This is a genomic window from Methylobacterium sp. ap11, from assembly GCF_900110515.1.
Classification (GTDB): Bacteria; Pseudomonadota; Alphaproteobacteria; order Rhizobiales; family Beijerinckiaceae; genus Methylobacterium; species Methylobacterium ajmalii.
This window is the reverse complement of sequence record NZ_FOEB01000027.1, coordinates 36,587-55,965: the sequence shown is the minus strand read 5'-3', so window position 1 is coordinate 55,965 and position 19,379 is coordinate 36,587. Positions and strand designations below refer to the sequence as shown.

19 protein-coding genes are annotated in these 19,379 nt (G+C 72.5%); 11 read left to right on the top strand and 8 right to left on the bottom strand.

The annotated features are described in order from the left end of the window. Positions 1–66: 66 nt before the first annotated feature. Positions 67–864 carry a transporter substrate-binding domain-containing protein gene (locus tag BMX97_RS27455; protein WP_244538669.1) on the bottom strand — a complete coding sequence of 266 codons (798 nt, stop codon included), beginning with the start codon at positions 862–864 and terminating at the stop codon, positions 67–69. 117 nt (positions 865–981) lie between these two features. Between BMX97_RS27455 and BMX97_RS27450 the strand changes: the two genes are divergently transcribed. After that, positions 982–2,091: an FUSC family protein gene (locus BMX97_RS27450; RefSeq protein ID WP_091754341.1), complete on the top strand. Its 1,110-nt coding sequence runs from the start codon at positions 982–984 to the stop codon at positions 2,089–2,091. Between the two features lie 6 nt (positions 2,092–2,097). Here BMX97_RS27450 and BMX97_RS27445 read toward each other — a convergent pair whose 3' ends face one another. The 3 genes from BMX97_RS27445 to BMX97_RS27435 form a co-directional block, all read right to left on the bottom strand. Continuing rightward, the gene (locus BMX97_RS27445; RefSeq protein ID WP_091754340.1) at positions 2,098–3,213 is read right to left on the bottom strand and encodes an NHL repeat-containing protein; all 1,116 of its coding nucleotides are present in this window, start codon (positions 3,211–3,213) and stop codon (positions 2,098–2,100) included. A 201-nt stretch (positions 3,214–3,414) separates the two neighbouring features. Further along, positions 3,415–4,227 (bottom strand): hypothetical protein, encoded by an 813-nt coding sequence (locus BMX97_RS27440; protein WP_091754339.1) that lies wholly within the window; start codon positions 4,225–4,227, stop codon positions 3,415–3,417. Positions 4,228–4,278: 51 nt separating this feature from the next. Then, complete coding sequence (locus tag BMX97_RS27435; RefSeq protein WP_060847583.1) at positions 4,279–4,671, bottom strand: PepSY domain-containing protein; 393 nt, start codon at positions 4,669–4,671, stop codon at positions 4,279–4,281. A 338-nt stretch (positions 4,672–5,009) separates the two neighbouring features. Between BMX97_RS27435 and flhA the strand changes: the two genes are divergently transcribed. Both flhA and BMX97_RS27425 read left to right on the top strand, forming a co-directional pair. Further along, positions 5,010–7,127: a flagellar biosynthesis protein FlhA gene (flhA, locus tag BMX97_RS27430; protein WP_091754372.1), complete on the top strand. Its 2,118-nt coding sequence runs from the start codon at positions 5,010–5,012 to the stop codon at positions 7,125–7,127. 70 nt (positions 7,128–7,197) lie between these two features. Then, complete coding sequence (locus tag BMX97_RS27425) at positions 7,198–7,728, top strand: gamma carbonic anhydrase family protein (protein WP_060847582.1); 531 nt, start codon at positions 7,198–7,200, stop codon at positions 7,726–7,728. A gap of 21 nt (positions 7,729–7,749) precedes the next feature. Here the strand turns inward: BMX97_RS27425 and BMX97_RS27420 are convergent, their stop codons facing one another. Together BMX97_RS27420 and BMX97_RS27415 are read right to left on the bottom strand one after the other, a co-directional pair. Beyond that, positions 7,750–8,283, bottom strand: a complete 534-nt coding sequence (locus tag BMX97_RS27420) for a hypothetical protein (protein WP_091754338.1) — start codon at positions 8,281–8,283, stop codon at positions 7,750–7,752. Between the two features lie 14 nt (positions 8,284–8,297). Beyond that, positions 8,298–9,767, bottom strand: a complete 1,470-nt coding sequence (locus tag BMX97_RS27415; protein ID WP_210187685.1) for an AMP nucleosidase — start codon at positions 9,765–9,767, stop codon at positions 8,298–8,300. Between the two features lie 120 nt (positions 9,768–9,887). Here BMX97_RS27415 and tsaA point away from each other — a divergent pair, with 120 nt between their 5' ends. Further along, positions 9,888–10,439, top strand: a complete 552-nt coding sequence (gene tsaA / locus BMX97_RS27410; RefSeq protein ID WP_091754336.1) for a tRNA (N6-threonylcarbamoyladenosine(37)-N6)-methyltransferase TrmO — start codon at positions 9,888–9,890, stop codon at positions 10,437–10,439. Here the strand turns inward: tsaA and BMX97_RS27405 are convergent. Together BMX97_RS27405 and BMX97_RS27400 are read right to left on the bottom strand one after the other, a co-directional pair. Next, positions 10,405–11,559 carry a GNAT family N-acetyltransferase gene (locus BMX97_RS27405; protein ID WP_244538668.1) on the bottom strand — a complete coding sequence of 385 codons (1,155 nt, stop codon included), beginning with the start codon at positions 11,557–11,559 and terminating at the stop codon, positions 10,405–10,407. The two genes, tsaA and BMX97_RS27405, sit on opposite strands and share 35 nt — an antisense overlap. An 8-nt stretch (positions 11,560–11,567) precedes the next feature. After that, positions 11,568–12,878 carry a lipopolysaccharide biosynthesis protein gene (locus tag BMX97_RS27400; protein ID WP_091754335.1) on the bottom strand — a complete coding sequence of 437 codons (1,311 nt, stop codon included), beginning with the start codon at positions 12,876–12,878 and terminating at the stop codon, positions 11,568–11,570. Between the two features lie 207 nt (positions 12,879–13,085). Here BMX97_RS27400 and BMX97_RS27395 point away from each other — a divergent pair, with 207 nt between their 5' ends. The 7 genes from BMX97_RS27395 (at position 13,086) to BMX97_RS27365 (ending at position 19,249) form a co-directional block, all read left to right on the top strand. Then, positions 13,086–13,760, top strand: coding sequence for a Uma2 family endonuclease (locus BMX97_RS27395; protein WP_091754334.1), 675 nt, complete (start codon positions 13,086–13,088; stop codon positions 13,758–13,760). 72 nt (positions 13,761–13,832) lie between these two features. Next, on the top strand, positions 13,833–15,176 hold the full coding sequence (locus BMX97_RS27390; RefSeq protein WP_091754333.1) for an ABC transporter substrate-binding protein: 1,344 nt from the start codon (positions 13,833–13,835) through the stop codon (positions 15,174–15,176). Next, positions 15,176–16,108: a branched-chain amino acid ABC transporter permease gene (locus tag BMX97_RS27385; protein WP_091754332.1), complete on the top strand. Its 933-nt coding sequence runs from the start codon at positions 15,176–15,178 to the stop codon at positions 16,106–16,108. The genes BMX97_RS27390 and BMX97_RS27385 overlap by 1 nt, the downstream gene beginning before the upstream one ends. A gap of 31 nt (positions 16,109–16,139) precedes the next feature. Further along, the gene (locus BMX97_RS27380; protein ID WP_091754331.1) at positions 16,140–17,072 is read left to right on the top strand and encodes a branched-chain amino acid ABC transporter permease; all 933 of its coding nucleotides are present in this window, start codon (positions 16,140–16,142) and stop codon (positions 17,070–17,072) included. Then, positions 17,069–17,839 carry an ABC transporter ATP-binding protein gene (locus BMX97_RS27375; RefSeq protein WP_091754330.1) on the top strand — a complete coding sequence of 257 codons (771 nt, stop codon included), beginning with the start codon at positions 17,069–17,071 and terminating at the stop codon, positions 17,837–17,839. The genes BMX97_RS27380 and BMX97_RS27375 overlap by 4 nt, the downstream gene beginning before the upstream one ends. Further along, a complete protein-coding gene (locus BMX97_RS27370) occupies positions 17,826–18,482 on the top strand; it encodes an ABC transporter ATP-binding protein (protein ID WP_091754329.1) in 657 nt (218 codons plus the stop codon). The genes BMX97_RS27375 and BMX97_RS27370 overlap by 14 nt, the downstream gene beginning before the upstream one ends. Positions 18,483–18,499: 17 nt before the next feature. Next, positions 18,500–19,249: an SDR family oxidoreductase gene (locus tag BMX97_RS27365; protein ID WP_091754328.1), complete on the top strand. Its 750-nt coding sequence runs from the start codon at positions 18,500–18,502 to the stop codon at positions 19,247–19,249. Positions 19,250–19,379 lie beyond the last annotated feature (130 nt).

Genomic DNA, 19,379 nt, shown 5'->3' with positions numbered 1-19,379 from the left:
TCAAATTCGGGAGGCCGGTCGAAGACGGCCGTCACGCGCCCTCGACGCCGGGTGCGTGTCGTTTCCCTACTCCGCCGCCTTCGCCAGAGCCCTGCCGTAGGCGCCGCTCTTCAGGGTCCTCGTCAGCCACTCGTCGACCGCCGCCTTCAGCGCCGGGTCGCGGGTCATCCAGTAGGCCTTGTCGGCCTTGTCGAAGGTGTCGGGCACGGCGGCCGGGCAGAGCACCCCGGCGTTGAGCCGCGACTGGTAGTCGACCTCGGCGCCGTCGGTGACCATCAGGTCGGCCCGGCCCTCGGCCACCTCCTTGAAGATGGCGCGGTTGTCGGGAAACACCCGCACCGAGGCGTGCGGGAAGTTGGCGTCGGCGAAGCGCTGGTTGGTGCCGCCGGGATTGACCACGACGCGCACCTCCGGCTTGTCGATGTCCTTGATCGTGACGAAGCGCCCCCTGTCGGCGCAGCGCACGATCGGGCGCTTGCCGTCGGTCAGGACCGGCACCGAGAAATCGGCCACCGAGGCCCGGTCGGGCGTGACGCTGACCCCGCCCATCGCGACGTCGTAGCGGTCGGCCAGCAGGTCGTCCTTCAGGGTCTTCCAGGTCGTCGGCACGATCTCGACCTTGACGCCGAGCGCCCGGGCGAGCTCGCCCGCCATCACCACGTCGGCCCCCTTGATGCTGCCGTCGGGCAGGCGCAGGGAATACGGCGCGTAGTCGCCGGTCAGGCCGACCCGCAGCGTGCCGTCCTGCTTGATCGCAGCGAGCGGCCGCGCCTGCGCCGGCACCGCCGCCAGCGCGGCCAGAACGTACACTGCACCCACGAACTTGCGCATCGTCACCGCCCTGACCTTCTGCGTCGTCGTCAATTGTTCTGTCGTACGGATATCGCACCGGTCCGGTAAAGCCCGGATGACGCCCCGGCCACAGGTCGAACGATCGCAGGCGGTTGACTCGCGGGGCCGGCACCGGCTCTGACCGCGCCCATGGCCTCTTCGTCGGACAGCCCGCCTCCTCTCCTGCGCCTCCTCGCACGCCAGCGGCCGCGGCTGACCCAGAGCCTGCGGATGACCGCGGCGAGCCTCGCGACCTTCCTGCTCGCCGAGTCCCTCGGGCTGCCGCAGGCCTACTGGGCCGTCATCACCGCCCTCATCGTCACCCAGAGCAGCGTCGGCGGCTCGCTCAAGGCCGCCCTCGACCGGTTCCTCGGCTCGGTGCTCGGCGCCTGCTACGGCGGCGCCGTCGCCTTCGCGCTGCCGCATCACGGCGGCGCCTCGACGCTGCTCGCCCTCGTCGTCGCGGTCGCCCCGCTCACCTTCGCGGCCGCGGTCTCGGCGGGCTTCCGCATCGCGCCGATCACCGCGATCATCGTGCTTTTGTCCACCACCGGCTCGACGCTCGGCCCCCTCGCCTTCGCCCTCGACCGGATCCTGGAGATCGGGCTCGGCTGCGTCATCGGGCTGGCGGTCTCGCTCCTGGTCGCACCGGCCCGGGCCGCCCGGGCGGTGACCGGCCAGGCGGCCGGCCTCGCCCGGCTGCTGGCGAGCCAGCTCGCGGCGCTGGCCCGCCTCGACGCGCAGGAGACGCCGGAGGCGAAGGCCCTGCCGCCGGCGGTGCGACGCAGCCTTTCCCGCCTCGAGACCCTGGCCGGCGAGGCCGCCCGCGAGCGCCGCAGCCGGCTCTCCGCCGCCCCCGATCCGGACCCGCTCCTGCGCACCCTGACGCGGCTGCGCCACGACCTCGTGCTCCTGCGCCGCGCCATCGCGGAGGCCGACGAGGACGTGCTGCGGGTCCACCTCGCGGAGGCTTGGGGACGGGCGGCGACCGCCGCGGCGTCCCGCCTGCAAAACCTCGCCGACGCGCTGGCCGCGGGGCTTAGGCCGACCGGTGACGGCACCGAGCTGGCGGCGGCGATCGCCGGCTACCGCGATGCCATCGACGGGATGCGCCGGCGCCAGGTGACCCGGACGCTCTCAACCGACGGGGTCGGCCGGATCTTCTGGCTCGCCTTCACGCTGGAGCAGCTGCGCCGCAACCTCGACGACCTCGCCGAGCGGGCCGTGGATTTCGCCGGGCCGGCGGGCGCCGACGGGTGAGGCGTCTCACGGGGTGCGCTTGCGCAGCACCATGTTGCCCTGGAGCAGGAACTTCTGGGCCCGCTTGCCGGTATCGACCTCGGTGGTGAAGACGTTGCCCCGGGAATCGACCGCGAGGTTGTGCACCCAGTGGAAGTCGCCGGCCATCCGGCCGTTGCGGCCGAAGCGCCCGAGGATCACGCCGTCCTCCCGCCGCAGGGTGCGGACCTCGTTGTTGGCGCCGTCGGCGTTCATCAAGAAGCTCTGCGCCTCGTCCGGCCACAGAGCGAGTTCCCAGACCGAGCCGTTGGCCCGGGTCTGCGGCTCGACGGTGAATTCCTTGACGAAGGTGCCGTCGCGGTGAAACACCTGGACCCGGTCGTTGGTGCGGTCGCAGACGTAGACGAGGCCGTCGCGGGCGACCTGGATGCAGTGGACCGGGTTGCGGAACTGCCGGGCGGGGGCCGCCGCAGGGTCGTAGGGGCCGAGCGCCACGTCGGTCGGCGGCTCGCCGTAGGCGCCCCACATCCGCTTGAACACCCCCGTCTCGGCATCGAACACGATGACCCGATGGTTGTAGTAGCCGTCCGCGACGTAGAGCTCGTTCGTCTCCGGGTCGACCTGCATGTTGGCCGGGCGGCCGAGCCGCGTGGTGTCGCGGCTGCCGGTCTGCGGCCCCGATTTGCCGATCTGCATCACGAAGCGGCCGTCCTGTGTGAATTTCAGGATCTGACCGTCCTGCTCGCCGTTGCCGGCGAGCCAGACGAAGCCCTTGTGGTTGATATGGATGCCGTGCTCGTTCTGTGGCCAGTCGTAACCCTGGCCGGGCCCGCCCCAGGACTTGACCAGGCTGCCGTCCTGATCGAACACCAGGACCGGTGGGGCCGGGACGCAGCAGCGGGTGCGGGGCGGATCCAGGCTCGCGGCCTTCTCGTCGTCGGTCAGGGTACGCGGGCGCTGGATCACCCAGACGTGGTCCTGCGCATCCACCGCGACGCCCGCGGCCTGGCCCATGATCCAGTTGTTCGGCAGCGGCTTCGGCCAGGCCGGATCGACCCGGAAGGCGGGCGTCTCCTCGGCGCGGGCCGTCCCCGCGGCCGGACACACGCAGACGAGGGCGACGAGGACGGCGATCCAGCGCATGACTTCCTCCCGGTACTGTTGTTGCCGGTACTGTAGAGGAGGATCGTCCGGCTGTCCCGGCGCTCACGCGGTGGATGTGGCGGCCGATGCCGTGTCGACCGTCGCATGCGGCGGCCGGGTCGAAAAAAGGAAGTCGGAAAAAGGAAGCGGCGGCAGGGTCGCCCCTGCCGCCGCGTTCCTCACCGGTCGTCGGTCACGGTCTTAGCGGCGCTCGGTGCCGAGCGGCTGACGGGCCGGGGGCAGCTCGTCCGCGATGCCGAGGTTCCGCTCGCGGGTGGTGCCGGGCAGGCCGGCATCGACGGTCTGGGCGGTCGGCGGGGCGCCGGCCGCGAAGGGCATGCCGCCGGTGTTGAGGCCGGTGGTGGTGCTGCCGGCCGCGCCGACCGCCGACGAGCCGCCGGCGACCGCCGCCGGGTTGGTCAGCGAGGGCGCGGTTTCGTCGTGCCGCCCGGTCCAGCCGTCCTGGCGCCAGGTCTTGGCGCGGTCGTCCATGTCGATCGAGCCGTGCTCCTTCAGGATCGAGTAGACCCGGTCGGCATGGGCGTCGTCGGCCCGCACGGTCACCAGGGTGCCGCCGCGGCGCACGCCCTCGGCGTAGCTGTGGGCGTGCTCCTCGCTGAGGCCCGCGCCGGTGAGCGACCCGATCAGGCCGCCCGCCGCGGCGCCGACGCCGGCGCCGGCGAGCGTCGCGACGAGCCAGCCGGCGGCGACCACCGGGCCGACGCCCGGGATGGCGAGCAGGCCGAGGCCGGTGAGCAGGCCGGCGCCGCCGCCGAGCACGGTGCCGACCGACGCACCGGCGCCGGCGCCGTTCGTGGCGTCGTGCGCGGTCTCGCCGGTCGTCGTGGTGGTGGCAGCGTCACGCGTGCCGAGGTGGCCGGAATAGCGGTCGCCCTGGTTGTTGGCCACGATGCTGACGTCGGCGTGCGGCACGCCCGCCGCCTCCACCTTGCGCACCGCCGCGGAGGCGTCGTCGTAGCTGTCGAACAGGGCCGTGAGGGTACGGGTCGCCATGGGCGTCGTCCTTGTGTTCGGGGAGAGGGAGGGCAGCTGCGAGGGATCGCCTTACCGGGCGGTCGAGACGTTGCCCTTGAAGTCGAGGCCGACCATCACGGTGTTGCCGGCCTGCATGGCCTGGCCGCGCCAGATGCCCTGGTCGTCCTTCTTGAGCTCCTTCACGTCCTTGAAGCCGGCCTGCTCCATGCGGCTGCGGGCCTGGGCCTCGGTGAAGCTGTTGGCGCCGGGCTCGAGCTTGGCGTTTGTGGCGACCGTGCCGGTGGAGCCCGGGTTGTTCTTGTCCATCATGTCGGTGTTGGGCCGGGTCACCGCCTCCTGGCCCTGCGACTGGGTGCTGGGCTTGGCGTCGCGGGCCGGATCGCCGGTCACGGTGGTCTGGGCCTGCGCCGCGCCGGCCCCGAGCATGCCGAGGGCCGCGAGAGTGATGAGGGTCTTGCGCATGGTCTCCTCGAACCTTGTCTGAGCGATCGATGCCTTCTCAATCATCGCCGCGCGTCTTGGTTCCGCAGGTGGAACGTCGTGGATCGAGCTTATTGCGGACAATATAGAGGGAACCGTCGAGCTTGTTCCGGTTTCCGTGGGATTGCATTGCGCGCCATGATGCGATGCACAAAATCGGGTCGGGAAAATCGTTCCGCCGGCGGGCGGATTGTTATGAGAGGGGCGCTCGCGCGGCGTGCCGCCGAGGCCGGTCGCAACGGCTCTCTCCGTGCGCATTAACCATTCCCTAACCATGAACCCGGCAGGAATTGCCGGGTAGTGGCGGGGTGTGGATCGACATGAGCGAGACGGGGGCCGTCGGCGCAGGCCGCATCTTCGCGCTGCCGTCGCGGGCGGATCTGGTCGCCCTCACGCGGCGCAGCGACCTGGTGCTGGCGGTCTCGGTGCTCGCCATCCTAGTGGTGCTGATCTTCCCGCTGCCGGCGCTCCTGCTCGACCTGCTGCTGGCGGTCTCGATCATCCTGTCGGTCCTGATCCTGATGACCGGCCTGTTCATCGAGAACCCGCTCGAGTTCACGGTCTTCCCGACGGTGCTGCTCATCACCACGATGCTGCGGCTGGCGCTCAACCTCGCCTCGACGCGGCTGATCCTCGGCCACGGCCACGAGGGCACGGCGGCGGCCGGCCACGTCATCGAGGCCTTCGGCCACTTCGTGATGGGCGGCAACTTCCTGATCGGGATCATCGTCTTCGCGATCCTGATCATCGTGAACTTCGTCGTCATCACCAAGGGCTCGGGGCGCATCGCCGAGGTCGCGGCCCGCTTCTCCCTCGACGCGATGCCCGGCAAGCAGATGGCGATCGACGCCGACCTCTCGGCCGGCCTCATCGACGAGAAGACCGCGAGGTCGCGCCGCCAGTCGCTCGAGGACGAATCCTCGTTCTTCGGCGCCATGGACGGCGCCTCGAAGTTCGTGCGCGGCGACGCGATCGCGGCGCTCCTCATCACGGTCATCAACGTGGTGGGGGGCATCATCATCGGCGTCGCCCAGCAGGGCCTGACCTTCGCGGAGGCCGGCAAGACCTACACGCTGCTGACCGTCGGCGACGGCCTGGTGAGCCAGGTCCCGGCGCTGGTCGTCTCGACCGCCGCCGGCCTCCTCGTCTCCAAGGCCGGCGTGCGCGGCCCGGCGAGCCGGGCGCTGGGGCGCCAGATCGCCAACTACCCCAAGGCGCTCGGCATGTCGGCCGCGGTGATGATCCTGATCGGGCTCCTGCCCGGCATCCCGATGCTGCCGTTCCTCGCGCTGGGCTTGGGCGCCGCCTACCTCGCCCGCCGCATCGCCCTGCTGCCGACCCCCGCGCAGGCCGACGCCGCGGCGGACAAGGCCGCCGAGGCGACCGCCGCGGAGGCCAAGGAGGAGACGGCGGCCGACCTCCTGAAGCTCGACGACCTCAAGCTCGAGATGGGCTACGCCCTCCTGCCCCTCGTCAACGGGCCGGCCGGCCAGGATCGCCTCACCGACCAGATCCGGGCCCTGCGCCGCCAGCTCGCGGCGGAACTCGGTTTCGTGATGCCCTCGGTGCGCATCCTCGACAACGTCCAGCTCGAGGCCCACACCTACGTGGTCCGGGTCAAGGAGATCGAGGCCGGCACCGGCCAGATCTTCCCGGGCCAGTTCATGGCGATGGACCCGATGGGCGGGCAGGTGCAGCTGCCCGGCCAGCACCTGATGGAGCCGACCTTCGGGCTGCCGGCGACCTGGGTCGACGCGGCGTTGCGCGACGAGGCCCAGCTCAAGGGCTACACCGTGGTCGACGCCGCCACCGTGGTCTCGACCCACCTCACCGAGGTGATCAAGGCCCACGTCTCCGACCTCCTCAACCACGTCGAGGTGCAGAAGCTCCTCAAGGAGCTGCCCAAGGAGCACGGCGAGCTACTGAAGGAGGTGGTGCCGAGCCAGATCGCCACCACGGGGATCCAGCGGGTGCTGCAATACCTGCTCTCCGAGCGGGTCTCGATCCGCGACCTCGGCACCATCGTGGAGGGCATCGCCGAGGTCGCCGGCCACATCAAGAATCCGCGCGACATCGTCGAGCACGTCCGCGCCCGCCTGGGCCGCCAGATCTGCGCCCAGTACCAGGGCCCGGGCGGCGTCCTGCCGATCATCACCCTCTCGCCCGCCTGGGAGACCGCCTTCATGGAGGCGATCGTCGGCCACGGCGACGATCGCCACCTGGCGATGCAGCCCTCCAAGCTGTCGGACTTCGTCACCACGGTGCGCGACCGCTTCGAGGAGGCGGCCCGGATCGGCGAGATGCCGGTGCTGGTCACCTCGGTCCAGGCCCGGCCCTTCGTGCGCTCGATCATCGAGCGCTTCCGCCGCGAGACCCCGGTGATGAGCCAGGCCGAGATCCACCCGCGGGCGCGGCTGAAGACCGTCGGCTCGGTGTGAGCCGCCCCGCTCCGGGCTGACGCCGCCCTCCCGCCATGCGAAAGGGAGGACAGATCACCCGGAGGATCCGATGCCGCTCTACGCCCTCGACACCGTCAGCCCGGTCGTGCCGGAGGATGCCAGCGCCTGGATCGCCCCGGATGCCCACGTGATCGGGAGGGTGCGGCTCGGCCGCGAGGTCGGCGTGTGGTTCGGTGCGGTGATCCGCGGCGACAACGAGCCGATCACGGTCGGGGACCGCACCAACGTCCAGGAGGGCGCGGTGCTCCACACCGATGCGGGCTTCCCGCTCACCCTCGGCGAGGGCATCACGGTCGGGCACGGCGCCATCGTGCACGGCTGCACGATCGGCGACAATTCGCTGATCGGGATGGGCGCGACGATCCTCAACGGGGCGAAGATCGGCCGCAACTGCCTCGTCGGTGCCAACGCGCTCGTCACCGAGGGCAAGGAATTCCCCGACAACAGCCTGATCGTCGGCGCCCCGGCCAAGGCGGTGCGGGTGCTCGACGAGGCGGCGGTGGCGGGCTTGCGCGCCTCGGCCGACCGCTACGTCGCCAACGCCAAGCGCTTCGCGCAAGGTCTGCGGCGGATCGACTGAGCCACCCGCGGCCTTGGTCGATCAGGCCGGCCCGGCGCCCGGGATCCGACCGGGAGCGTCGAGCCGCAGCCGCGTGACCGCGCAGCCCCGCCCGACGATCTCGGCCGGGCCGAGATCGGGAAACAGCTCGGCGTAGCGGCGCACCAGGGCCGCCGCGAGGGCGTCGGCATCGCGGATCGTCGGCAGCGAGATCGCGAATAGCGGCGCCGGCACCTCGGTCACCGGTACGCCCTGACGCACCGCGACGCACAGGCCGGTGCGGAACCGGGTCGGGTCGAGGACCGGCAGTTCCTCCGGCTCGCCGGGCCGGCGCCGCCCGGGCCTGACGATCGGCACCAGGGCGTAACGGATGCCGGCCCGGTTGATCGTGCGCTCGAGGTTGAAGTGGACGAGGTCCCGGCCGACCGCCGCGAGCGCGGCGAAATCCGCCTCGTGCAGGCGGATCAGCGCCTCGGCCCCGAGGGAGGCGGCGAGGTCGGCCACCGCGACGACGCGGGTCGCGGCGCCCTCCGCCACGGCGACGTGGCGGCTGTTCGAGATCGGCAGAGCGGCCATGTGGCGGGTCACCGTTACCGGAACGGCGGCTCGTCGAAGCTGCGCAGCTTGCGCGAGTGCAGGCCGTGCCGGTTGCGCCGCAGGGCGTCGAGGGTGGCGAGCCCGATCAGCAGGTGCTCGCCCACCGCCCGCTCGTAGAAGGCGTTGGCGGCGCCCGGCAGCTTGATCTCGCCGTGCAGCGGCTTGTCGGAGACGCAGAGCAGCGTGCCGTAGGGCACCCGCAGGCGGTAGCCCTGCGCCGCGATGGTGCCGCTCTCCATGTCGACGCCGATCGCCCGCGACAGGTTGATTCGCCGCCGCTCCTGCGACCAGCGCAGCTCCCAGTTGCGGTCGTCGTAGGTGACGACGGTGCCGGTGCGCAGGCGCTGCTTCAGGGCCTCGGCCCGCTCGCCGGTGACGCTGGCGGCGGCCTCCTGGAGCGCGACCTGGACCTCGGCGAGCGCCGGGATCGGCACGTCGGGCGGCACCAGCTCGTCGAGGATCCGGTCGCGGCGCAGGTAGCCGTGGGCCAGCACGTAGTCGCCGATGGTCTGCGACTGGCGCAGGCCGCCGCAATGGCCGACCATCAGCCAGCAATGCGGCCGCAGCACCGCGAGGTGGTCGGTGATGGTCTTCGCGTTCGACGGCCCGACGCCGATATTGACGAGGCTGGTGCCCTGCCCCGGCTGCCCTTGCCCGTCCCGGGCGACGAGGTGGTAGGCCGGCATCTGGAACCGGTGCCAGGGCGAGGCGGCGATGAGCGCCTCGGCCTGGGCGCCCGCCGCCTCCCCGGCCTCGACCGAGACGCCGCCGGGCAGGACCAGGCGGGCGTAGCGCTCCGGCTCGGCGACGAGCGCCTTGAGGCCGACGCGCACGAACTGGTCGACGTAGCGGTGGTAGTTGGTGAGCAGGATCCAGGGCTGGATCTGGCGCCAGTCGGCCCCGGTATAGTGCACGAGGCGGCGCAGCGAGTAATCGACCCGCGGCCCGTCGAACAGGGCGAGCGGGCGCGCCTCGTCGTCGGTGTCGAGCCACAGCCCGTCGGCGATCTCGTCGCCGACGCTCGACAGCATCGGGGTCGGGAAGTGGCGCGCGAGGTCGCTCGACGTGACGCCGCGGGCGAGCTCCGCCCCCGGCTCGACGACGTAGGGGTACGGGATCTCCTGGGCGCTCGGGCCCACCTCGATCGTGGCGCCGTAATCCTGCACCAGCGGGCGCAGCTGCTCGAGAAGGTAGGCGCGGAAATGCCCGGGCTGTGTCAGGGTGGTGGAGAAGACGCCCGGGCCCTGGAACTTCGCGGTGGCGCGGGTGATCCGCGGCATCGGTCCGGTCGGCCGGTAGGTCAGGCGCAGCTCGGGGTAGCGGAAGGTCAGCCGCTCGGCCGAGTCCGGCGGCACGCCCTCGGCGAGGAAGCGGTTCAGCGCGTCCCGCAGGCTCCCGGTGGCGGCGGTGTGCAGGCTCGCCAGGCGATCGACCGCCGTCTCGGGGTCGGCCACCGTCTCCATCGGTCTCAGCTCGTCGGCGAACACGCGATCGGTCTCCCTGATGCCCTGCGCCCCAGCCTATACCGGGTGCCGCGCCGGGGCGACCCGGATCCCGCGGGTTTCGAGGAGCGAGGTGACGCGATGAGCGCAGCGGAAACGGAATTCGGCCCGCGCCCGGGCGAGGAGACGGTCGACCTGCCCGCGGCCTACGATGCCGGGCTCTACTTCGTCGGCCGGGTGCGCACGCCCTGGACCGCGCGCGCCGACTGCCCGCGCAACTCGGCCCAGTCGGACGCGGTCTGCACCCTGGAGGTCGACCCGCGTTTCGCCCCCGCCCTGCGGGAGCTGTCCGGCACCACCCACCTGATCGTGCTCTACTGGATGGACCGGGCGCCCCGGAACCTCGTGGCGCAGCAGCCCCGCCACGCCCCGGCGCCCCGCGGCACCTTCGCGCTGCGCTCGCCGGCCCGGCCGAACCCGATCGCCGTCTCGGTGGTGGAGCTTCTCGGGATCGACGGCGCCTCGTTGCGGGTGCGCGGGCTCGACTGCCTCGACGGCACGCCGCTCCTCGACATCAAACCCTACTTCGCCTCGACCGATGCGAGGCCCCAGGCCCGCGTCGGCTGGCGCGAGGCCGACGCGGCCAGCGAGGCCGAGCTCAGCGCCGGCGCAGGCGGGCGAGCCGGGCCTTGAGCCAGGCCTTGGCGGCGTGCTGCCGTCTCGCCCGGTCGGCGAGCGGCGAAGGCGCGGGACCGCCCGGGGGCGAGAGCATCGTCTCGGCGATGCGGGTCCGCTCGGGATAGAGGTCGTCCAGCACCGCGCTCGCGAGCGTCGCGGAATCGAGCCGGTCGGCGAAAGAGGTCTCGTGCAGGGCCCGGACGATCTCGGCCTCCAGGACCACGCCGGGAGCGAGATGGCGCAGGTCCTCGTCGTAGGCGGTCTTGAGCAGCATCGCGCTGCCGCCGCAGACGAGGGCGAGGCTCGCCGCGACCACCCGCCCGTCGAGGCGCAGGAGGTCGGCGCGCGCCGTCACCGGCCCGTCGCCGGCGCGAAAGACGTCGCGGGCAAAGCCCGCGGTCCGCGGCCGGCAGGCGAGCGCGGTGCCCGCCCGCCCCTTCCAGCCGCTCTGCTCCAGGGCGAGGAATTCCGCCACCGCGCCCGCGAGGTCGCCGTCCGGCCCGACTGCCTCGACCGCGAGGGCGCCGGCCTCCTCCAGCCGCCGGCGGCGCCGGCGCAGGTCCTTGAGCCGGCCCTTGTGCGGGTGGCCCTTCAGGAAGGCGTCGTGGCTGGCGCGCCGGTCGAGGACGGGGCGGTCGAAGCCGGACACCTCCGCCCGGCGCCAGCCGTCGCGGGCGAGCGCTGCGAGGAAGGCCGGCCCCACGCCGTCCCCGGTGGGCAGGAGCGGCCACCACCACGGGCAGCCGAGGCCGCGCATCCCGGTCGCGAGCGCGGCGAGCGCCGGCGCCCCGTCGGGACCGGCCGCCACCAGCGGCGCCGTCACCGTGAGGTACGGGGAGGCGAAGGGCCGCGCGACCCGGCCCCACCCGAGGGGCCCGCGCCCGATCCGGTAGGGCAGCAAGGCCGCGAGATGCGGGCCGCGCCGCACCGCCAGGCAGGGTAGGTCCGCCGGCGCCAGGCCGTGGTCGCGATGCGCCTCCATCACCCGCCGGGAATAGTCGGGCGTCGGCCGGTCGGCGCCGGCCACCAGGGCGTCCCAGGCGGCGGGATCGCGGCAGAGGGCGGCGAGCGTCGTGACCGAGCAGATCATCGCCGCTCCGGTCGTCGTCGTCTCGGGCGTCGGCAGGGGGATCACGGGCGCGTTCATCGGACGAAGGCCGGGGTGAGGAGGCCGAGGCGGCGATGGGCCAGGAGGGCGAGCGCGGCGCCCCGCCCCGCGGTGACGAGGCTCGCGGCCAGCGCCGCGCCGGTGAGCCCGAGGAGCGGCACCAGCGCCAGGGTGAGGAGAACCGCCACGGCGAGGAGCCCGACGGTCACCGCCGCGCAGGCGCGCTCGCCCCCCAGCATGGTCAGCAGATCCTCCGCCGGCCCGCAGGCGGCGGCGAGCCCGTGGCCGGCCACCAGCATGGCGAGCAGCGGCAGGGCGGCGCGGAACTCGGGCCCGAACAGGCCGAGCAGCAGCGGCCCCGCCCCGACCACGCCGAGCCCGGTCGCGAGCGTCGCCAGCAGCGTCAGCCGCGACCAGCGCCGCACCAGGGCCTCGAGCCCGGCCCGGTCGCCCCGCGCCTGGGCCTCCGCGAAGCGCTGCGCGGTGACCGAGGAGGCGGCGTACTGGACGAAGACCACGAATTGCAGCAGCCGCGTCGCCGCGAAATAGGCGCCGACCTCCGCCGGCGGCAGCAGGAAGCCGAGCACCAGCACGTCGACGAAGTTGAAGCCGGAGCCGGCGAGATCGATCAGAGCCATCGGCAGCGCGGCCCGCAGCCACTCGCCGTGCGGGTAGAGCGCCCGGCCCGGCCGCCGCTCGGCCCACAGGCGCCGCGCCAGGATCCCGGCCTGGATCGCCAGCGACAGGGCGGTGGCGGCGAGCGTGCAGGCGACGGCGATTCCCGCCTCCGCCGGCGCGCCGAACCCGACCGCCGCCAGCATCAAGGCCATGATCAGGCCCTGGCGCAGGAGGTAGGGCGGCGCGACCGCGAGCAGCGTCCAGTTGCGGCCCCGCGCCACGCCCTCGCAGAAATCCTGCAGCGCGAAGAGCGGCAGCACGAGCGCGGCGATGAGCGCCGGGGCCCGATAGGCGTCCCCGACGAGGCCGGGCCGGAGCCAGAGCGCGAAGGCGCCCGCGGCCGCCAGGATCGCGGCGGCGGCGAGCGAGAAGACGGCGCCGAAGACCAGGAAACCCCGCTCCGGCCCGGCGGCGCCCTGTGCCCGGTAGGTCGGCAGGAAGCGGCAGGCGGCCTGGGACAGGCCCCAGGTCGAGGCGTGGCCGAGCAACGCCGTCCAGACCCAGACCGTGGCGAAGATCCCGTATTCCTCGCCGCCCATCAGCCGGGCCATCAGCACCTGGGCCACGAAGGCACAGCCCGCGGCGGCGATCCGCACGCCGAACACCGCGAGCGCGGTGCCGGCACTGCCGCCGGCCTCCGCCTCGCCGAGAGATGCCCCGGCCGCCATTCCGCCGCTCCGAACCGCGCCGCGCGAGGTTCCTGCTTAGCGGGCCGGGCTTGCGGGCGGGTTAAGCCCGCCGCGCGAAACGTCCGGGCTCGTCAGGGTGCTCGTCGGCACCCTGCACGGCCTGCGCCCGGGCCGCGGTGCTGGTGCGGGCATTCCGGCTGGCGTGAGACATGGTATCCTCGCCGAAGATGTACGGGAGCGCCCGCCATGCGCGCCGCCGAGACGCGTGACCCTCCGATGAGCCTCGACGGCTTCCTGGCCTTCCTCGCCGAGCGGCCGGCCGGGGAGCGCTGGGAGCTGGCCGACGGGGTGCCGCTGATGAACGCCCAGCCGACGCGGCGGCACGACTGGATCCAGACCAACATCCTCGAGAGCCTGCGGCAGCACAGGCGTCGTCACGGCAGCCCCTGGCGCCCGTCCGGCCCGAGCCAGGTGCCGGTGCCGGGGGAGGCCCGCACCGTGGCGCCCGATATCCTCGTCGCCCCCGATGACGGTCGCCACGATCTTTACATCGTTCCCGCGTCGCTCGTGGTGTTCGAGGTTCTTTCCCCCAGCGACACGCCGCGGCGGCGTACCTCGAAGCTCGCCGCCTACGCTGCCGTGGCGTCGATCCGGAGCGTCGTGCTGGTGCCCCAGGACCGGCGCGCGGTGACGGTGCATCGCCGGAACCCGGAGGGCGGCCTGTCCCCCGCCGCCTGCACGGAGGCCGTCGACCTGCCGGAGATCGGCGTCACGCTGACGCTCGCGGCGATCTACGACGACATCCCGCTCCCCTGCCGGCGGCCCGCCGCCGCGGGCGAGGCCGCCGTCCGCTCCCATATCTCGAACCTCTCGCTCGTGGGCGAACAAGCTATTGGACAGGAGGTCACCGCGCCCCCATGATCCCGCCCGCGGCCAGGCCCCCGACGCCAGTTCCAGAGGGGCCGGTCCGCGCGCGAAGTCAGGGAGGAAGGCATGGCCGGGACGGGTCGTGACGGGATCGTCACGCGGCGCGAGGCGCTGATCGGGGCAGGCGCCGTGGCGGGAAGCTTGATGCTGCCGGGCGCGGGCGCCTGGGCGCAAGGCGCGGGCAAGCCCGCCGAGCTGAAGGTCGGCATCGCCACCTACCTGTCGGGCCCGGCCAGCGTCTTCGGCGTGCCCGGCCGCCAGACCGCCGAGATGCTGTTCGACGAGATCAACGCCGCCGGCGGTATCGCCGGCGTGAAGGTGCGGCCGATCTTCGTCGACGAGGGTCCAGGCGTCGACCACGTCGTCGGCGAGTATCGCCGGCTCGTCCAGTCGGAGGGCGTGCACCTGATCTTCGCGGCGATCTCGTCGGCCGACTGCATCGCCTGCGCACCGCTCGCCGACGAGCTGAAGCGCCCGACGCTGCTGTGGGATTGCGGCACCCAGCGCATCTTCGAGGACAACCGCTACTCCTACGCCTTCCGCACCCAGGCCAACGCCACGCCGGAGATCCTGGCGGCGCTCCTCTACCTCCTGAAGGTCAAGCCGGACTTCAAGTCGATCGCGGTGATCAACCAGGACTACGCCTGGGGTCGCGATTCCTGGGACATCTTCCGCACCGCGATGAACACCCTGAAGCCCGGGGTGAAGGTCTCGGCCGAGCTGTTTCCGCGCTTCGGCGCCACCGACTTCTCGACCGAGATCACCCGCGTGCTGGCGCTGCGGCCCGACGTGGTGCTGTCGACCTCCTGGGGCGGCGACCTCGACGCGCTGATCCGCCAGGCCTCGGACCGCAAGCTGTTCGAGCGCGCGACCTTCGTGATGCCGCTCGCAGAATCCTCGCTCCAGCGGGTCGGCAAGGCGCTGCCGGCCGGCCACATCGTCGGCGCGCGCGGCGACCACTGGTTCCTGCACCCGTCGCCTGCCGATCCGGAGCGGCTGAAGCGCTTCAGCGAATCCTACCGCGCCAAGTACAATGCTTGGCCGATCTACCCGTGCTTCCACATGGCCCAGGCCGTCTCGGCGATGAAGGCCGGCATCGAGAAGGCGGTGGCGGCCAAGGGCGGCGGCTGGCCGACCGACGCGGAACTGGCCGCCGCCTTCAAGGGCCTCGAATTCCCCTCGCCCACCGCCAGCGTGCGCATCCGCGAGGACGGCCAGGGGCTCGAGAACCAGCTCATCGGCACGACGCTGCACTCCGACAAGTATCCGTTCCCGGTGCTCACCGACATGATCGTGTTCCCGGCCGAGTCCGTGACGACGCCGGTCGGCCAGAAGAGCGCCGACTGGCTCAAGACGCTGACCCCCGACATGGTCGCCAAGCTCCCGCAGGCGCAGGCCTTTAAGAGCTGATGGCCTGGCTGTCGGAGAACGGGATCCTCGTCGGGCTCGCCCTGCTCGACGGGTTGTCCTACGCCGCCGCCGTCTTCATGGTGGCGGTGGGGCTGAACCTGGTGTTCGGCGTGCTGCGGGTGCTCAACGTCGCCCATGGCAGCCTCTACGCCATCGGCGGCTACGCGGCGGCCTCGATCGGGCTGTTCGCGACCTCGCTCGGCGCGCCGCCCTGGCTCGGCCTGCCGATCCTGCTCGCGGCCGCCGTGCTGGTGGGCGTCGCGCTCGGGCCGCTGATCGAGCGGCTGCTCCTGCGCCGGATGCAGGACCGCGAGCCGGTGCTGCAACTCCTCGTCACCTTCGCGCTGTTCATGATCCTGGAGGACCTGCAGAAGCTGGTCTGGGGCGTGCAGCCGGTGGTGTTCGACGCGCCGCTGAAGTGGCTCGGCACCGTCGACGTGCCGTTCGGCCAGGACGTCATCCCGTTCACCGCCTACCAGCTCTACGTGCTGCCCGGCGTCGCCCTCGCGACGCTCGCCATCCTGGCCTATGTGCTTCGCTACACGCTCACCGGCCGGATGGTCGTCGCGGTCACGGTCGACCGCGAGGCGGCCCGCGCCATGGGCATCGACGCCGCCAAGGTGACGATGCTCACCTTCACGGTCGGGGCGGCGCTCGCGGCCTTGGGGGGCGCGCTCGCGGCGCCCACCGTCTCGCTGGTGCCGGGGGTGGGCGCCTCGACCATCGTCCTCTCCTTCGCGGTCGTCGCGACCGCTGGCCTCGGCCAGATCGAGGGCGCGGCGGTGGCCGCCCTCCTCATCGGCCTCGGCCGCTCCTTCGCGGTCTACGTCGCGCCCGAATTCGAGGTGGTGGTGCCCTACGCCATCATGGTGGCGGTGCTGCTGTTCCGCCCGCAAGGCCTGTTCGGCGTGGCGGAGACCCGGCGGATATGACTTGCGCTCTCACAACAGGAGGGCTGGCGCCGTGACCCGCCGTTCCGAAACGCTTCTCGCGCTCGCCGGCGCCGTCCTGATCCTCGTCCTCGCCTACGCGGTGCCGTGGCTGCGCTTCGTGCTCACCATCGCGCTCGCCAAGGGGCTCGCCGTGCTCGGCATCCTGCTGCTGCTGCGGGCCGGCCAGGTCAGCTTCGGCCACGCGCTCTACCTGGCGCTCGCCGCCTACACGGTGGCGTTCGGCGCCGTCGTGGTGCCCGAAGCCCTGCTGCTCCTCCCCGCCGCGGCCTTGCTCGCCGGGATCGTCGGCCTGCTGATCGGGCTGTTCGTGGTGCGCTACCGCGAGATCTTCTTCGGCATGCTGAATCTCGCGCTCAGCATGGTGTTCTACTCGGTGCTGGAGAAGTTCTACGCGCTGACCCACGGCGCCGACGGCATCCGGCTCCCGCCCGTCACGTTCCTCGGCCGGCCGCTCGCGGGGGAAGCGGGCGAGTGGACGGTGCTGGGCATCGCGCTGGTGCTCGCCCTCGCCTGCGGTGCACTCGTGCGGGTGGCGCTCGCCTCCCCGCTCGGCGAGGCGCTCGCCGGCATCAAGACCCGCGAGACCCGGCTCGACTTCATGGGCGTGTCGCCGAAGCGCGTGCTGCTCGCCGCCTACGTCGCCTCGGCCGTGATGGCGGGGTTTGCCGGCGCGATCATCGCGCTCACCACCCGGCACGTCACGCCGGCGCTCAGCTACTGGACCACCTCCGGAGAGCTCGTCTTCATCGCGATCCTCGGCGGCGCCGGCAGCGTGCTGGGGCCGTTCCTCGGGGCGGCGGCCTACGAGCTGACCCGGGTCTACGCGGCGGCCACCTTCGCCAATGCCTGGCAGCTGGTGCTCGGCCTCGTGCTGCTGGCCGTCATCGTGTTCGCGCCGGGCGGGCTGTGGGGGATGATCGCGAGCCGCCGGAGGGCCGCATGACCGCGCTGCTCCAGGCCCGTGACCTGCGCCTCGCCTTCGGCGGACTCAAGGCCGCCGACGGGATCGACCTCGACGTCGAGGCCGGCGAGTTCCTGGCGATCATCGGCCCGAATGGGGCCGGCAAGACCACCTTCATCAACATGACGACCGGCTACCTGAAGCCGCAGGGCGGCTCGATCGCCTTCGAGGGCCGGCCGATCCTCGGCCTGTCGCCCCGGCGCATCGTCGGGCTCGGGGTCGCGCGCAGCTTCCAGCTGCCGCAGCTCTTCACCGAGCACACGGTGCTGCAGAACGTGGCGCTCGCGGTCGCCGCCCGCGAGGGCGTGTGGTCGGTGCTCAATCCCTTGCTCCGCCCGCGCTTTCGCGACGAGGCGGCGGAGCTGATCGCGCGCTTCGGCCTCACCCGCATCACCGACGTGCGCGCCGACGCCCTCAACGAGGGCGCACGCAAGCTCGTCGACATCGCCATGGCGGTGGCGCTCCGGCCCCGACTCCTCCTGATGGACGAGCCGACGAGCGGCGTCGCGGCGGCGGAAAAGATGGCCATCGTCGAGACCCTGGTGCGGGTCCTGCGCGAGGCGGGCGTGACGGCGGTGTTCGTGGAGCACGACATGGAGGTGGTCGGGCGCTTCGCCGACCGGGTGGCGGTGTGGGGGCAGGGCAAGATCGCGGCGCTCGGGACTCCCTCCCGAATCCTCAACGATCCGGAGGTGCAGCGCACGGTGATCGGCATCGCGCCGAACGGAGGCGCCCATGCTGCGGCTTGAGGGAGCGGCGGTCGCGATCGCGGGCGCGCCGGTCCTGCGCGGCGTCTCGCTCGACGTGCCGGCCGGCGGGCGCGTGGCCTTGATCGGCCGCAACGGCGCCGGCAAGACCACGACGTTGCGCGCCCTGATGGGGCTCCTGCCGCTCCAGGCGGGCCGGCTCGTCCTCGACGGGCGGGAAGCCGGCACCGTGCCGGCGCATCACCGGGCACGACTCGGCATCGGCTACGCGCCGGAGGAGCGCAAGCTGTTCGGCAGCTTCACGGTGCAGGACAACCTGCTGCTGCCGGCCCAGGTGCTGGGCCTGCCCAAGGCCGAGGTCTCGCGGCGGCTGGATTCCGTCTACGCGCTCCTGCCGGAGCTCAAGGATTTCGCGCCCCGCAAGGCGGCGGGCCTGTCGGGCGGCCAGGGCAAGATGGTGGCGCTCGGCCGCGCGCTCATGGTCGGCACCAGGGCGGTCCTTCTCGACGAGCCGTTCCAGGGCCTCGCCCCGGCACTGGCGCTGCGCTACGCCGAGGCGCTGGCCCGCCTGCGCGCCGCGCTCCCCGACGTCGCGATCCTCATCACCGAGAGCAGCCCCGACCTGCTGCGGGCGCTCGTCGACACCACCATCCAGATCGAGCGCGGCGAGATCTCGGCCGCGTGACGCAAGGAGATTGTCTCATGAGGCTCAACGGCAAGGTCGCGATCGTCACCGGTGCCGGCGGCGGGTTCGGCGAGGGCATCGCCAAGCGCTACGCCGCGGAGGGCGCCAAGGTCGCGGTGCTCGACCTGCGGGGCGATGCCGCCGAGCGCGTCGCGAAGGAGATCGGCGCCTCGGCCATCGCCATCGCGGCCGATGTCGGCAGCGCCGAGGACGTGCAGGCGGCGGTCGCGCGCACCATCGAGGCCTTCGGCACGCCGCACATCCTCGTCAACAACGCCGGCACCACCCATCGCAACCAGCCGCTGATGGAGGTCGACGAGGAGGCCTTCGACCGGGTCTTCCGGGTCAACGTGAAGTCGATCTTCCACTTCGTCCGGGCGCTGGCGCCGGCGATGCGCGACAACGGCGGCGGCGTGATCCTCAACGTCGGCTCGACCGCCGGCATCCGGCCCCGTCCGGGCCTGACCTGGTACAACGCGTCGAAGGGCGCGGTGAACCTGATGTCGAAGTCGCTCGCCGTCGAGCTGGCGCCCTGGAAGATCCGCGTCAACGCGCTCTGCCCGGTGATGGGCGAGACCGGCCTGCTCGAAGCCTTCATGGGCGTGCCCGATACCCCGGAGAACCGGGCGAAGTTCGTCGCCACCATCCCGCTCGGCCGGATGTCGCGGGCCTCCGACATCGCCAACGTGGCGCTCTTCCTGGCCTCCGACGAGGCGGAGTTCATCACCGGCGTGGAGATGCCGATCGACGGGGGGCGGACGGTGTGAGCGCCGGTCCGGCCCGCCCCTCCCCGCGAGCGCGACCGATCGCGGGCAGACCCGGGATCGGCCGGGGAGGAGAGGCGCACGACCGTCGATGGGAAAAGCAAGCGAACCGGGCGGCGTGAATCCGCTCGAG

Coding starts and splice junctions, on each gene's coding strand:
- flhA (WP_091754372.1), top strand. CDS start 5,010: ATGAGCGAGACGGGGGCCGTCGGCGCAGGCCGCATCTTCGCGCTGCCG.
- BMX97_RS27390 (WP_091754333.1), top strand. CDS start 13,833: ATGGCCGGGACGGGTCGTGACGGGATCGTCACGCGGCGCGAGGCGCTG.
- BMX97_RS27425 (WP_060847582.1), top strand. CDS start 7,198: ATGCCGCTCTACGCCCTCGACACCGTCAGCCCGGTCGTGCCGGAGGAT.
- BMX97_RS27420 (WP_091754338.1), bottom strand. CDS start 8,283: ATGGCCGCTCTGCCGATCTCGAACAGCCGCCACGTCGCCGTGGCGGAG.
- BMX97_RS27365 (WP_091754328.1), top strand. CDS start 18,500: ATGAGGCTCAACGGCAAGGTCGCGATCGTCACCGGTGCCGGCGGCGGG.
- BMX97_RS27440 (WP_091754339.1), bottom strand. CDS start 4,227: ATGGCGACCCGTACCCTCACGGCCCTGTTCGACAGCTACGACGACGCC.
- BMX97_RS27370 (WP_091754329.1), top strand. CDS start 17,826: ATGCTGCGGCTTGAGGGAGCGGCGGTCGCGATCGCGGGCGCGCCGGTC.
- tsaA (WP_091754336.1), top strand. CDS start 9,888: ATGAGCGCAGCGGAAACGGAATTCGGCCCGCGCCCGGGCGAGGAGACG.
- BMX97_RS27415 (WP_210187685.1), bottom strand. CDS start 9,767: ATGGAGACGGTGGCCGACCCCGAGACGGCGGTCGATCGCCTGGCGAGC.
- BMX97_RS27375 (WP_091754330.1), top strand. CDS start 17,069: ATGACCGCGCTGCTCCAGGCCCGTGACCTGCGCCTCGCCTTCGGCGGA.
- BMX97_RS27445 (WP_091754340.1), bottom strand. CDS start 3,213: ATGCGCTGGATCGCCGTCCTCGTCGCCCTCGTCTGCGTGTGTCCGGCC.
- BMX97_RS27400 (WP_091754335.1), bottom strand. CDS start 12,878: ATGGCGGCCGGGGCATCTCTCGGCGAGGCGGAGGCCGGCGGCAGTGCC.
- BMX97_RS27435 (WP_060847583.1), bottom strand. CDS start 4,671: ATGCGCAAGACCCTCATCACTCTCGCGGCCCTCGGCATGCTCGGGGCC.
- BMX97_RS27395 (WP_091754334.1), top strand. CDS start 13,086: ATGCGCGCCGCCGAGACGCGTGACCCTCCGATGAGCCTCGACGGCTTC.
- BMX97_RS27450 (WP_091754341.1), top strand. CDS start 982: ATGGCCTCTTCGTCGGACAGCCCGCCTCCTCTCCTGCGCCTCCTCGCA.
- BMX97_RS27385 (WP_091754332.1), top strand. CDS start 15,176: ATGGCCTGGCTGTCGGAGAACGGGATCCTCGTCGGGCTCGCCCTGCTC.